This window comes from Mesorhizobium sp. C399B (assembly GCF_030323185.1).
Taxonomy (GTDB): Bacteria; Pseudomonadota; Alphaproteobacteria; order Rhizobiales; family Rhizobiaceae; genus Mesorhizobium.
In genome coordinates this window covers 4,090,185-4,103,380 of the sequence record NZ_CP100472.1, presented here as the reverse complement: position 1 = coordinate 4,103,380, position 13,196 = coordinate 4,090,185, and the positions used below count along the sequence as shown (strand labels likewise).

Annotated in this window: 12 protein-coding genes; 2 read left to right on the top strand and 10 right to left on the bottom strand. The window is 63.4% G+C overall.

Annotation, left to right across the window (positions count from 1 at the left end):
- Positions 1-2 precede the first annotated feature (2 nt).
- Positions 3-719: a ligase-associated DNA damage response endonuclease PdeM gene (gene pdeM, locus NLY36_RS19685; protein ID WP_023688711.1), complete on the bottom strand. Its 717-nt coding sequence runs from the start codon at positions 717-719 to the stop codon at positions 3-5.
- Positions 716-3,205, bottom strand: coding sequence for a ligase-associated DNA damage response DEXH box helicase (locus tag NLY36_RS19680; RefSeq protein ID WP_245260272.1), 2,490 nt, complete (start codon positions 3,203-3,205; stop codon positions 716-718). The genes pdeM and NLY36_RS19680 overlap by 4 nt, the downstream gene beginning before the upstream one ends.
- Between NLY36_RS19680 and NLY36_RS19675 the strand changes: the two genes are divergently transcribed.
- Positions 3,113-3,307 carry a hypothetical protein gene (locus tag NLY36_RS19675; protein WP_245259898.1) on the top strand — a complete coding sequence of 65 codons (195 nt, stop codon included), beginning with the start codon at positions 3,113-3,115 and terminating at the stop codon, positions 3,305-3,307. The genes NLY36_RS19680 and NLY36_RS19675 overlap by 93 nt on opposite strands.
- A gap of 141 nt (positions 3,308-3,448) precedes the next feature.
- On the opposite strand, the gene NLY36_RS19670 is transcribed toward NLY36_RS19675, so the two are convergent.
- The 3 genes from NLY36_RS19670 to NLY36_RS19660 all read right to left on the bottom strand — a co-directional run bounded on the left by NLY36_RS19670 (position 3,449) and on the right by NLY36_RS19660 (position 6,113).
- Entirely contained in the window at positions 3,449-4,309 is an 861-nt protein-coding gene (locus NLY36_RS19670; RefSeq protein WP_023736138.1) for a C40 family peptidase, read from the bottom strand.
- A gap of 29 nt (positions 4,310-4,338) precedes the next feature.
- Positions 4,339-4,689, bottom strand: a complete 351-nt coding sequence (locus tag NLY36_RS19665; RefSeq protein ID WP_023669596.1) for a MarR family winged helix-turn-helix transcriptional regulator — start codon at positions 4,687-4,689, stop codon at positions 4,339-4,341.
- 62 nt (positions 4,690-4,751) lie between these two features.
- Positions 4,752-6,113, bottom strand: a complete 1,362-nt coding sequence (locus NLY36_RS19660) for a leucyl aminopeptidase family protein (RefSeq protein WP_023736139.1) — start codon at positions 6,111-6,113, stop codon at positions 4,752-4,754.
- Positions 6,114-6,351: 238 nt separating this feature from the next.
- Here NLY36_RS19660 and NLY36_RS19655 point away from each other — a divergent pair, with 238 nt between their 5' ends.
- On the top strand, positions 6,352-7,173 hold the full coding sequence (locus NLY36_RS19655; protein ID WP_023688715.1) for a tetratricopeptide repeat protein: 822 nt from the start codon (positions 6,352-6,354) through the stop codon (positions 7,171-7,173).
- Between the two features lie 113 nt (positions 7,174-7,286).
- On the opposite strand, the gene NLY36_RS19650 is transcribed toward NLY36_RS19655, so the two are convergent.
- From NLY36_RS19650 to NLY36_RS19630, 5 genes are all read right to left on the bottom strand, one after another.
- A complete protein-coding gene (locus tag NLY36_RS19650) occupies positions 7,287-8,303 on the bottom strand; it encodes a type II secretion system F family protein (RefSeq protein WP_023692560.1) in 1,017 nt (338 codons plus the stop codon).
- Between the two features lie 40 nt (positions 8,304-8,343).
- Positions 8,344-9,357 carry a type II secretion system F family protein gene (locus tag NLY36_RS19645; RefSeq protein ID WP_023669592.1) on the bottom strand — a complete coding sequence of 338 codons (1,014 nt, stop codon included), beginning with the start codon at positions 9,355-9,357 and terminating at the stop codon, positions 8,344-8,346.
- Positions 9,358-9,512: 155 nt separating this feature from the next.
- A complete protein-coding gene (locus NLY36_RS19640) occupies positions 9,513-11,021 on the bottom strand; it encodes a TadA family conjugal transfer-associated ATPase (protein ID WP_023688717.1) in 1,509 nt (502 codons plus the stop codon).
- A gap of 86 nt (positions 11,022-11,107) precedes the next feature.
- Entirely contained in the window at positions 11,108-12,391 is a 1,284-nt protein-coding gene (locus NLY36_RS19635; RefSeq protein ID WP_023736140.1) for a CpaE/TadZ family protein, read from the bottom strand.
- Between the two features lie 55 nt (positions 12,392-12,446).
- On the bottom strand, positions 12,447-13,184 hold the full coding sequence (locus NLY36_RS19630) for a CpaD family pilus assembly protein (protein ID WP_023696716.1): 738 nt from the start codon (positions 13,182-13,184) through the stop codon (positions 12,447-12,449).
- Between the last annotated feature and the right edge of the window lie 12 nt (positions 13,185-13,196).

The window sequence follows — 13,196 nt, the reverse complement described above, 5'->3', positions numbered from 1 at the left end:
ACTTAGCCCGGCCGCAGCATCGAACCGGAAATGGCGAAGATGCGCGCGGCGCCCATCATATAGGCCATCAACGTCTCGCGGCGGAACAGGCCGGCATAGGCGCGGTCGAGCACGTTGAGCGAGCCGGTATAAGCGCCGAAGGCCGGCATGATCATGCGGCCGCCATCGCCGGCAAAGCAGCGCCGCCGCACCGAGCGGCCCTGCTGGACGATGCGGGCGCAAGGGTGAAGATGGCCGGCAACTTCGCCCTCGGTTCTTATCTTCGACGGCTCGTGGCGGAACAGCAGCGAGCCGATGGCGAGTTCGCGCACCGTCTCGCCGGGCAAATCCGCCGGCGCTTCCGGGTCATGGTTGCCGGCGACCCAGAACCAGTCGCGGCCGGCCATCAATGCTTCCAGCCGATCGCGGAAGGTTTGATGCATGCGCTCGGCGCCGCCGCCGTCGTGGAAGGAGTCGCCCAGGCTGATGACGATGGCCGGCTGGTAGTCCGCGATTACCGCCTGCAGCCGGAGCAGAGTGGCGCCGGTATCGTAGGGCGGGATCAGTGCGCCGCGCCTGGCGAAGGACGAGCCCTTTTCCAGATGCAGGTCGGAGACCGCGAGCAGCCTCAGATCGGGGAAATAGAGCACGCCGCGCGAATCACAGACCGCGCGCTCGCCGGCGATGCCGACAAAGTCGGCCTCGGCGATCAGCGATGCCCGCGCCAGCGAAAAATTCATTCCTCAACCATCCCAGGACCCATGGCTTCCTCGACCAAAGTCGCGGCATCCATCAGCAGCGTTTCGTCGGCCTCGCCGTTCACCGGCATCTTGCCGATTTCGAGCATGATCGGCACGGCCAGCGGCGATATCTGTTCGAGTGCCTTATGCACGATTCGACCCTGGATACGCGAGAGCATGTCGGCAAGTCTGCTGACATCGAGCAGACCGGTCGCCGCGTCGGCGCGCGTCGCCTGCAGCAGGATGTGGTCGGGCTCATGGCTGCGCAGCACGTCATAGATCAGATCGGTCGAGACGGTGACCTGGCGGCCGCTTTTCTCCTGGCCGGGGTGACGTTTCTCGATCAGGCCTGAAATCAGCGCGCAGTTGCGGAAGGTGCGCTTGAGCAGCCAGCTGTCGGCCAGCCAAGCCTCGAGGTCGTCGCCCAGCATGTCCTGGTCGAACAGAGCGCCAAGCGAAGGTTTCCGCGATTTGAACATCGCGCCCATATCGCCCAGCGACCAGATGGCCAATGCGTAGTCGGTGGCGACGAAGCCAAGCGGCCTGGCGCCGGCCCTGTCCAGCCGGCGGGTGAGCAGCATGCCGAGCGTCTGGTGCGCCAGCCTGCCCTCGAAAGGATAAGCGACGAGATAGTGACGGTTGCCGCGCGGAAAGGTCTCGATCAAGAGGTCGTCGCGTTTGGGCAATACCGATTTGTCGGCCTGGTAACGCAGCCAATCCGACACCTGCTCGGGCAGCTTCTTCCAGCGCTGCGGGTCGTCCAGCATGGCGCGCACCTGCTCGGCGAGGTAGGTCGAAAGCGGAAATTTGCCGCCGCCATAATAAGGCACCTTGGCGTCGCTTCCCGGCGCATTCGAGACGAAGCATTCGTTCTCGCGGATGCCTTCGAAGCGCAGGACTTTGCCGGCAAACATGAAGGTGTCGCCATGCGTCAGCGTTTCGAGGAAGGCCTCCTCGATCTTGCCCAGAACCCGGCCGCCGTGCGAAGCCGAGCCTTTGCTGCCGGCCTTGACGTAACGCACATTGAGCGCCGGCACCTCGATGATCGTGCCGACATTCAGCCGGTATTGCTGGGCAACGCGCGGATTGGAGACCCGCCACATGCCGTCCTTGTTGAGGCGGATTCGGGCGTAGCGCTCGTAGTTCTTCAGTGCATAGCCGCCGGTAGCGACGAAATCGATGACGCGGTCGAATGCCGGCCGGTCGAGGCTGGCATAGGGCGCTGCTGTCAGCACTTCCTCGTAGAGATCGTCGGCGCGAAACGGCGCTCCGCAGGCGCAGCCCAGCACATGCTGGGCCAGCACATCGAGCCCGCCATTGACCAGCGGCGGCGTATCCTGGGCGCCCAGATAGTTGGCGTCCAGCGCTGCCCGGCACTCCAGCACTTCGAAACGATTGGCCGGGATCAGGATCGCCTTCGACGGCTCGTCCATGCGGTGATTGGCGCGGCCGATGCGCTGCGCCAGCCGGCTGGCGCCCTTGGGCGCGCCGACATGGACGACCAGATCGACATCGCCCCAATCGATGCCAAGGTCGAGCGTCGAGGTGGCGACGATGGCACGGAGCGCGTTTTCCCCCATCGCCTTCTCGACGCGTCGGCGCTGGGCGACATCGAGCGAGCCGTGATGCAGCGCGATCGGCAAGGTATCCTCGTTGACCCGCCATAATTCCTGAAACAGCAGCTCGGCCTGGCTGCGGGTGTTGACGAACAGCAGGGTGGTCTTGTGGCGCTTGATCTCGCGATAGATTTCCGGCGTCGCATAGCGCGCCGAATGGCCGGCCCATGGCACGCGCTCTTCCGAATCGAGTATCGAGATTTCGGGCTTCGCGCCGCCGGTTACGACGATGAGTTCAGCCATGTCTCCCGGTGGATTCTGGCCGACCAGCCAGCGCCGCAATTCGTCGGGCTCGGCCACCGTTGCCGACAGACCGATCGTCTGCAGGCCGGGCACGATGCTGCGCAGCCGCGCCAGCCCGAGCGCCAGCAGATGGCCGCGTTTTGATGTCACCAGCGAATGCAGCTCGTCGAGCACGACATAGCGCAGGTCCTCGAAGAAGCGCCTGGCATCGCCGGCCGCAATCAGCAGCGCCAATTGCTCGGGCGTGGTGAGCAAGATATCGGGCGGCGCCAGCTTCTGGCGCTGCCGCTTGTGGGAAGGCGTGTCGCCGGTGCGCGTCTCGATGGTGACGGGCAGGCCGATCTCCTCCACCGGCTTGCCGAGATTGCGCTCGATGTCGACGGCCAGCGCCTTCAGCGGCGAGATGTAGAGCGTATGGATGACGCGCCGCGCCATACCGGCTTTGCGTCTGGGGCGGTTGGCCAGTTCGGTCAGCGACGGCAGGAAGCCGGCCAGCGTCTTGCCGGCGCCGGTCGGTGCGATCAAGAGCACCGATTGCCCGGCTTGAGCCTTCGCCAGCAGCTCGATCTGGTGAGCGCGCGGCGACCAGCCTTTTTCGCCGAACCATCTGATGAATGGTTCGGGCAGAAGGACGGCGGCATTCTGTTTGGCAAGGCGCGGCTGCTCGGTCACGCGAAAGAGGTAGCGCGATGGCGCGCGATCGCCAAGGAAAATCGGAACAAAAGGTGATCGGGTGAGCTATCCCTCGCCGCGTTTACGGGGAGAGGATGCCGGCAGGCAGGTGAGGCGCAGCGCGACCTTTCAGTCGCTGTCGTCGCCCCTCATCCGCCCTTCGGGCACCTTTCCCCGTGAACGGGCGAGGAAGAGGCGCTAGGGCCGCCGAAACCCAGTCGGCCCGCCATAGAGATACCCAATCCGATCAACCGCATCCTTCAGCCCTTCGCGCGAGACCAGCATGGTGTGGCCGTTGGCGTGGATCATTGTCTCGGCGTCGGTCATGATCGCGACATGGCCCTTCCAGAACACCAGGTCGCCGCGTTTCAGTCCGGCATAATCGAATCCCGGATCGAGCGGCTCGCCGAGGCCTGCCGCTTGCATGTCGGAATCACGCAGCACATTGCGGCCGGCCATGCGCATGGCCAGTTGCACAAGGCCCGAACAGTCGATGCCGAAGCCGGAGGTGCCGCCCCAGAGATAGGGCGTGCCGAGAAACATCTCGGCGACCGAGACATAGTCGGCGGCGATGTCACTGACCGGGCACATATGGCCGGCAATGAGCGCCTCGCCGGAGGGCAACAGCGCATAGTCCGTGCCGCGCGTTTCGGCAGCGCCGGTTACCGTCACCGTCGAGCCCATCGACAATTGGCCGCTGATCGGGAAGCGCAGATCCGGGCCGGGATAGAGAAAAGTGCGCGGCGCCGTGACGATGTGGGTTGGCGCATGCTCGCGTGCGCCCAGCATGGTGGCGCCGACGTAGCCGACATAGCCGTCGCGTTCGGCCTGGACCCAGGCCCAGCCTTCGGCTTCCTCGAAGACAAGCACATCGTCGCCGAACAGTACCTGCGTGTTGACGCCGGCATCCGGGCGCGGTGCCTTGCGCACGTCAGCCACGGGGGCCGTGATCCGGGCCCGACGGCCGGTGACGAAGCGATCGGCCGAAACCTCCCCTTTCAGCCTTGCATCGGCGAGGTCGGAACGGAAGGCGTGGAGGCGGGCATCCCTGGCAGTCAAATCGGTACTCGTTCTAATTCATGGATTGATCAGATGGGCAGTTCATGAGCCCTGGCAACGATACCATCCCCGAAGCGCTCGACAAAGAGCGCGCCTTCGACCGTGCGCCGGATCAGCACATTGCGCTTGTCGAGCTCGTCGCGATGGCGTGACACCAGTTTCAGCGCACCCATCGTGTCGAGCGCGCGGGTGATGACCGGCTTGGTAACATTGAGGCGGGCGGCCAGACCGCGCACCGTGTGCGGCGGCGGGTCGAGATAGATGGTGAACAGGATCGCCGTCTGGCGCATGGTGAGATCTGGCGCGCCGGCGCGCACCTGCGACAGCATCACCTGCTGCCACAGCCGCATCGCCTGGCTCGGACGCATCGAAATCGACATCGCCCGAGCATGACGGCAAATTGTTTCGGTTCCGTTTCAGTTTTGGTGGCCGTCTCAGGGCGTCAGGCATAGCGCCTCGAAATGACCCGCTCCAGTGCACGGATGCCTTGCGCCTCGCCGCCGGCGGGTCCATAGGGGCGATCGGACGGGTTCCAGGCGAAGATGTCGAAATGCGCCCAGCCCGTTGTCCGTTCGACAAAGCGCTTGAGGAACAGCGCCGCGGTGACCGAGCCGGCGAAACCGTCCGTGGTGACGTTGTTGATGTCGGCGATCTTCGACGCCAGCCTGCCGTCATAGGGCCGCCACAACGGCATGCGCCACAACGGATCCTCGACGGCCACCGAGGCCGCAGCCAGTTCGGACGCCAGCGCTTCGTCGCCAGTGTAGAAAGGCGGCAGATCGGGACCGAGCGCGACACGCGCTGCCCCGGTCAGCGTCGCCATGTCGATCAGCAGTTCCGGCTCCTCGTCATCGGCCAGCGCCAGCGCATCGGCCAGCACCAGCCGCCCTTCGGCGTCGGTGTTGCCGATCTCGACGGTAATGCCCTTGCGGCTGGTCAGTACATCTCCAGGCCGGAAAGCGTTGCCGGCAATCGAATTCTCGACCGCCGGGATCAGGACGCGCAGCCGGATCTTCAGCCCGGCAGCCATGATCATCGAGGCCAGGCCCAGCACATTGGCGGCGCCGCCCATATCCTTCTTCATCAAGAGCATGCCCGACGACGGTTTGATGTCGAGGCCGCCAGTGTCGAAACAGACACCCTTGCCGACCAGCGTCACCTTCGGCGCGCCTTCCGGTCCCCAAACCATGTCGATCAGTCGCGGCGCTCCGACCGAGGCCCGGCCGACCGCATGGATCATCGGGAAATTCTGCTTCAGGAGATCATCCCCCTTGATCACCGACACCTCGGCCTTGTGAGTGGCCGCCAGGGTCCGCACGGCCTTCTCCAACTCGTCCGGTCCCATGTCGCTGGTCGGCGTGTTGACGAGGTCGCGCGCCAGGAAGACGCCGTCGGCGATGCGCCGGACGCGTCCTGCATCTACGCCGAGCGGCAGCGCAAAACGCAGCGTCTTGCCTGATTTCTTTCCGTAGCGAGTGAAGACGTAACCGCCGAGCACCAAGGCTATGGCCGCGAGTTCCGGCTCGGCTGGAGCGGCGGCAAAATGCCAGTCGCCTTCCGGCAAGGCTCTCGCCAGCATGCCGACGGCCAGCGCCCCCTCGCCATCACCGACGCCGAACAAGGCGCCGGCAAGGGAACCGTTGTCGCCGGGCAGGGCCAGCGTCCTGCCGGCTTCGCCGGAAAAGCCGTTGGCGGCCGCCCATGCGATCGTGGAAGGCGAAAGCGCCAAAGCCTCCAGTCCATCCCTCGCGACCAGATGGACCGGCAAGGCAGTGCTTAGTGTCTCGATGAGTTCGACAGGCATTCGATGGTCTCCGGGAGGCTTGCAGATCGTCCTCAGTCAAGTGACAGGGACGTCGAATGATTTCAACATCTATGCACAGAGCCGGGCATGGGACGTGCCAGGCCAGTGGCTTCCGGCGGGCCGTTCACCGATCCGACGGCTCGCTTTTTAACTGTCCGTTAGGGTTAACAGAATATTTCTGCGGGGATGAAGATGGCCACGTGAATGGCCACGCGCAGGAATGGAGAGCCCCGTGCCGATGCCCACCAACCGCAGGATGAACGTCACGGGTAAACGGCTGGTGACCACAGCGCTGCTGATGGCGTTGGCGGCCGGTGCTGCGGGGTGCGGAACCAGCAAGCTCACGACCGGCTCGATCGGGCGCACCAGCGGCAAACCGCTGGAAACCATGTCGGCCAGCGAGTTGCACGGGGCGACCGGGCGGCTCGGCGTATCCTACGCAAAGAACCCCAACGACAAGCGGCTGGCGACAAATTTTGCGGCGGCGCTCCAGATGGACGGCGATGCCGACCAGTCGCTTGCCGTGATGCGCAAGCTGGCGATCGCCTACCCCAAGGACCGCGACGTGCTTGCCGCCTACGGCAAGGCGCTGGCCGCCAACGGCCAGTTCGAGCCGGCGCTCGACGCCGTGCGCCGGGCGCAGACACCGGAATATCCGGACTGGCGGCTGATGTCGGCCGAGGCCGCCATTCTCGACCAGCTTGGCCAGAAGGATGAAGCGCGCCAGAACTACCGCAAGGCGCTGGACCTCAAGCCGAACGAACCCTCGATCCTTTCCAATCTCGGCATGTCCTATGTGCTGGAAGGCGATCTGCGCACCGCCGAGACCTATATGCGCTCGGCAGCCCAGCAACCGAATGCCGACAGCCGGGTGCGCCAGAACCTTGCGCTGGTCGTGGGACTGCAGGGCCGCTTCGACGAGGCCGAGAAGATCGCCTCGCAGGAGCTTTCGCCCGAACAGGCGCAAGCCAATGTAGCCTATCTTCGCCAGATGCTTGCCCAGCAGAACGCCTGGAGCCAACTCAAGGATCAGGACAAGGCAAAGCCGGCGACCAACTGAGCGCCGCATGGGCGCCGGCCCCGCACAGCGCAAAATCCGTCCCCATATCAAAGCTGAAAAAACAAGAGCCGCACTGCATGGCAATGCGGCACTTTGTATGGCCGCAACGAGGCCTACTGGCTTGAGGAACTGTGCTGGTCGCCGAAGATGCCGCGCTGGCTGACCTGGATGCCGGCCGGGCCCAGAATGATGGCGAACAAAACCGGCAGGAAGAACAGGATCATCGGCACGGTAAGCTTCGGCGGCAGGGCGGCGGCCTTCTTCTCGGCGGCATTCATGCGCATGTCGCGGCTTTCCGAGGCCAGCACGCGCAATGCGTGCGCCACGGGTGTGCCGTAGCGTTCCGCCTGGACCAGTGCCTGGGACACTGACTTGACCGATTCCAGGCCGGTACGAGCCGAGAGGTTTTCATAAGCCTGCTTGCGCTCCTGCAGATAAGAGAGTTCGGCGTTGGTCAGCACGAATTCCTCCGCCAGCGCCACCGACTGTGAACCGATCTCCTCGGAGACCTTGCGCAAGGCAGCCTCGACCGACATGCCCGACTCGACGCAGATCAGCATCAGGTCGAGCGCATCCGGCCACGCCGCCTGGATCGACTGCTTGCGCTTGGCGGCACGATTGTTGACGTAAAGGATCGGCGCGTAGAAACCCGCGTAGGCGACAAGGATGCAGACGAACAGTTTCACGAAGGCCGGCCGGTCCGGCAGTCCGCCGAGCACGAACAGATAGATCGCTGCCAGCGCGAAACCGACAAAAGGCAGGATCAGGCGGAAGAACAGGAAGCGCGTCAGCGGGTTCTGGCCACGAAAGCCCGCCACCTTGAGCTTCTGCAACGTGCCTTCATCGGCCAACGCACGCCGCAGGTCCAGCCTGTCGACGATGTTGCGCATGCCGATCGACTGCTCTTCGCGCAGCCCCTTGCGGCGACGATCGGCTTCATTGGCAAGCCGCGCGCGCTGCTTGGCGCGCAATTCGTCACGCTCCAGCGCCACCGATCTCATGCGCGTCTTGAGCTGATTGCCACCAAGGGCCGGCAGCACCGTGAAGACGGTCGCGAACACCGCAATGCCAACCAGCAACGCTATCAGGAAGGCAGGATCGGTCAGCGATTTTACGACTTGGTCGGTCATTCGTTTTCAGTCTTTTCGTTTCGAGCTTTCCAAGGTCGGCCTAAACTTCAAAGTTCATCATCTTGCGCATCACCAGAATGCCGATCGACATCCAGACGCCGGAACAGCCGAGGATCAGATTGCCGGTGCTGGTGGTGAACAGCGGCATGATGTAGTTCGGGCTCGACAGATAGACGAGAAGGGCGACGACAAAAGGCAGCGCGCCGATGATGACGGCCGACGCCTTGGCTTCCATGGAAAGCGCCTGGACCTTGGCCTTCATCTTCTTGCGATCGCGAAGCACGCGCGACAGGTTGCCAAGCGCCTCGGAGAGATTACCGCCGGCCTGTGACTGGATCTGGATAACGATGCCGAAGAAGCTTGCCTCGCTGCACGGCATGGTTTCAGCCATGCGCAAGGTGGCATCGGGGATGGACATGCCAATCTGCTGTGAATCGACGATCCGGCGGAACTCGGTCTTGACCGGCTCCGGCGATTCACTGGCGATCAGGCGAATGGCGTCGTTGAGCGGCAGGCCGGATTTGACGGCGCGCACGATGATGTCGAGGGCGTTGGGAAATTCGTTGAGGAACGCCTTGACCCGGCGCGCGCGGCGAAACGAGACGAACCAGCGCGGCAGGCCGAGCGCCCCCGCCAGCAGCGCGCCCGGCAGGACCAGAAGCGGCGCGCCGGCGAGATAGGCAAGCACCGTCAGCGCGATGCCGCAAATGACGGAGTAGATATAGAAACGCTCGATCGAGACCTGCATGCCGGCCTGACGAATCTGGGCCTTTAACGGCGGCTTCTTGACGGCGAGTTCGTTGGTTTTCTGCTTTTCGTCGAGCTGTTTCAGCGTGTCCTGGACAGATTTACGCCGCTTGACCGCCTCCGCGACACGGTCGCGCGAAGCCTTGACGACCGAACGATCGGTCTCGGCGGCCTTGATCGTCTCGAGCCGCTTGCCGGCCTGCTTCTCGTTGCTCATCTTGGTGAACAGGAAGGCATAGGCGACCGCACCGGCGCTGAAGCCGGCGAGCACGATGAACGCCAGTACGGTGGTGTCAATTCCGAACATCGACCTCGGTCCCCAGCGCATATCGCCGTTTCAAGGAAACGGCGATATGCGCTATCGCTTTGTTTTGACGCAATTCCCAAGGGAAAGCGCTACGCGCTTTTCCCGGGAAAACCGCTTCACACTTTTTCTGGAATTGCTTCCAACCTCGATATGCGTCAGTCAGCGCGTTTCTCCATCGATTCCAGCGCATTGGCGAGGCGCTGTTCCTCGCCATAGTAGCGGGCGCGATCCCAGAAGTGCGGACGGCCGATGCCGGTCGACACGTGCTCGCCAAGCAGCCTTCCATTCGAGTCCTCGCCCTTGATGTTGTAGAGCACGATATCCTGCGTGATGATGACGTCGCCTTCCATGCCGATCACCTCGGTGATGTGGGTGATGCGGCGCGAGCCGTCGCGAAGGCGTGCTGCCTGGATGATGACATCGATGGAGCCGACGACGATTTCACGCACGGTCTTCTGCGGCAGCGAATAGCCGCCCATGGCGATCATCGATTCGATACGGTTCAGGCATTCGCGCGGGCTGTTGGAGTGGATCGTTCCCATCGACCCATCATGGCCGGTGTTCATCGCCTGCAGCAGGTCGAAAACCTCCGGTCCGCGCACTTCGCCGACGATGATGCGTTCGGGCCGCATGCGGAGGCAGTTCTTGACCAGGTCGCGCATTGTCACCTCGCCTTCGCCCTCGAGATTGGGCGGGCGGGTTTCGAGACGCACCACGTGCGGCTGCTGCAGTTGCAGTTCGGCCGAGTCTTCGCAGGTGATGACGCGTTCCTCGCGGTCGATATAGTTGGTCAGGCAGTTGAGCAGCGTCGTCTTGCCGGAGCCGGTACCGCCGGAGATGACGATGTTGCAGCGGACGCGGCCGATGATCTTGAGGATCTCGGCGCCCTGCGGCGAGATGGCGCCGAACTTGACCAGCTGATCGAGCGTCAGCTTGTCCTTCTTGAACTTGCGGATGGTGAGCGCGGTGCCGTCGATGGAGAGCGGCGGGGCGATGACGTTGACGCGGGAGCCGTCGGGTAGGCGGGCGTCGCAGATCGGACTCGATTCGTCGACGCGGCGGCCAACCTGGCTGACGATGCGCTGGCAGATGTTGAGCAGTTGCTGATTGTCGCGGAAGCGGATGCCGGTCTGTTCGACCTTGCCATTGACTTCGATGTAGACGTTCTTGGAGCCGTTGACCATGATGTCGGCGATATCGTCGCGGGCGAGCAGCGGCTCCAGCGGGCCGTAGCCCAGCACATCGTTGCAGATGTCTTCGAGCAACTCTTCCTGCTCGGCGATCGACATTGCGAAATTTTTGATGGCGATGATGTCGTTGACGATGTCGCGGATTTCCTCGCGCGCGCTCTCGGGATCGAGCTTGGCGAGTTGCGACAGGTCAATGGTGTCGATGAGCGCGGAGAAGACCTGGCTCTTGGTGTCGTAGTAGGTTTCACTTTTTTCGCGCTGGATCTTTTTTGGCGGCTCCGGCGCCATCGACGGCGCCTCAACGGCACGGCGAGTTGGCGGGGTTCCCGGCGCTCCAGGCGGCGCTGCCGCGGGCCGGGCAAGTACCGCCATGTCCGCAGGCGTTGCAGTGGCCGGCGCCGCTGGCGCCGGTGCTGGCTGACGGAACTCCGGGGTGAACCGGCCGCCGTCGTCGGAGCCTCTTTTACCAAACATGATCGACTACCAATTCCGTCCAGAACATGATGCCGAAGCGGTTTTCGAACGACATCATGCTCTACTTCTTGATTTGGAGGGGAGCGTCATTTCTTGTTACGCGAGAGCTTGCCGAGCAGGCCGCCAAGGCCTGCCTTCTTCCTGGCCTTGATTTCGCTGCGACCGGTCAGGACATGCGCGATTTCGTTGATCATGCCGACGACCGGGCTCCTGGCATCCATCTCGCCCAGCATGCGGCCGTTGTTGGCGGCATTTCCAAACAACAACGGGTCGAAGGCGATGACCGACATCGGCGTGAGGCTGAGCGGCTCGGCGAAGTCGGAAGCGGATATCTCGGGTCGCTTCGGTACGCCGGCCTGGTTGATGATCAGTTTCGGCGGCGGATCGTTCGGGCGAAGCCGCGTCAGCATATCGACCAGATTCTTGGTGTTGCGCAGATTGGCCAGTTCCGGCGTCGCCGTGATGACGATCTCGTCAGCCTTGATCAGTGTGTTCTTGGTCCAGCCGGTCCAGACATGAGGAACGTCGAGCACCAGCAGCGGCACACTGCGCTGCGCGGTGTCGATGAGTTGCGTGAAGGCATCGGGATCGAAATCATAGACACGTTCCAGTGTGGAGGGCGCGGCGAGCAGCGACAGATGTTCGGCGCACTGGGCAAGCAGACGGTCGAGATAGACCTCGTCGACGCGTTCGGGCGAAAATACGGCTTCGGCGATGCCTTGCGCAGGGTCCTGGTCGAAATTTATGTTGGCCGTCCCGAAAGCCAGGTCGAGATCGGCGACGACCACTTCCGACTTGAACAGCGATGACATCGCCCACGCTACATTGTGGGCGATGGTCGAGGAGCCGACGCCGCCCTTGGCGCCGATGAAGGCGATCGAGCGGCCGATCGGCTCGGCTTCCGGATCGACGAAGATCGATGACACCACGGAGACGATATCGGCCATCGACACCGGCGCGATGACATATTCGGAAATACCGAAGCGGATGAGTTCGCGGTAAAGACCGACATCGTTGTAGTGGCCGACCACCACGACTTTGGAGGAGGGATCGCAATATTCTGAAAGCTGGGCAAGCTGCTCCAGCAACTGCTTCGGTTCGCTGCGCGATTCCAGCAAGATGAGGTTCGGCGTCGGCGCCGACTGGTAGAATTCGATCGCCGTGGCGATGCCGCCCATATGCACTTTCAGATGGGCCTTGGCCATGCGGCGATCCTCGCCGGCCCGCTCCACCGGATGCGCAACACCTTCCGTCTCGCAAAATGCCTGGATAGAAATACGCGGCACCGGCCGCAGCGCCTGCATCGCTGCAATATCCGATTGGGAGCTGCCGCCGCCGTCTCCGGGCGTGTCGTAGGCAAGATTGCTCATCGTCATGCTCTTTTCCGTGACTTCTCTTTCCGGTCTCTACGCGGGGCCGGCGCTCCTAATACGTCACTTCCGAATTGCCGAGGAACTCGTCCGAAATACCTCTGCCGCGATAGACGTCGATCACCGCGCCGCGGTTCTCGGCGTCGATATCGGACGACTTTCTTGGCCCGAGCAGATCGGCCGGATTGGCGAGTTGCGCGGCGAGGTTGTTTTGAGAGGAGCAGCCGTAATCGGCGTAGTGCTTGTTTTCGGAGGTTGCGAGGATGTCTTCGGGCCAGCGCCCGCATTTGTCGGTCTGGGCTCTCACCGAAATATAGGAAACCCGGATAGGCGCCGAGGCTTCCGGGGAAACCGACTGGTAGGAGGTCACCACGATCCGGTTTCGCTTGATGCCGCTGGCAACCGCCAGCCTGGCGAAATCGCGCGCCGCGGCAGTCGCCGCCACCTCATTGGCCGAGCCGATCGGGGTTGCGATCGTCAGCGCCGGGGCAGCGCTCCTGTCGTAGCCGTCAAGGAAGCCTAGAAGCGTGTCGCGCTGCGAGCCGGTCATGCCGCGATCGCCGGCGCCGACCGGGAGGTCCAGCTTCTGGTTCTTCTCGGCAATCACGATAGGATGCGTGGTGCGATAATCATCGGGAATCGCCCCGACCGTGATGCTGTCGCGCTTGGCACAACCGGCGAGCGAGGCCGCGATCGCGATCGCCAGGATCGGCATTGCCGATCGGCTGATCCGCGCACCACCGGACCGCACTGTCGTGGCGACCGCTATGGCCTTCGATGCTGACTGAGACATGTCCGCTCCCCG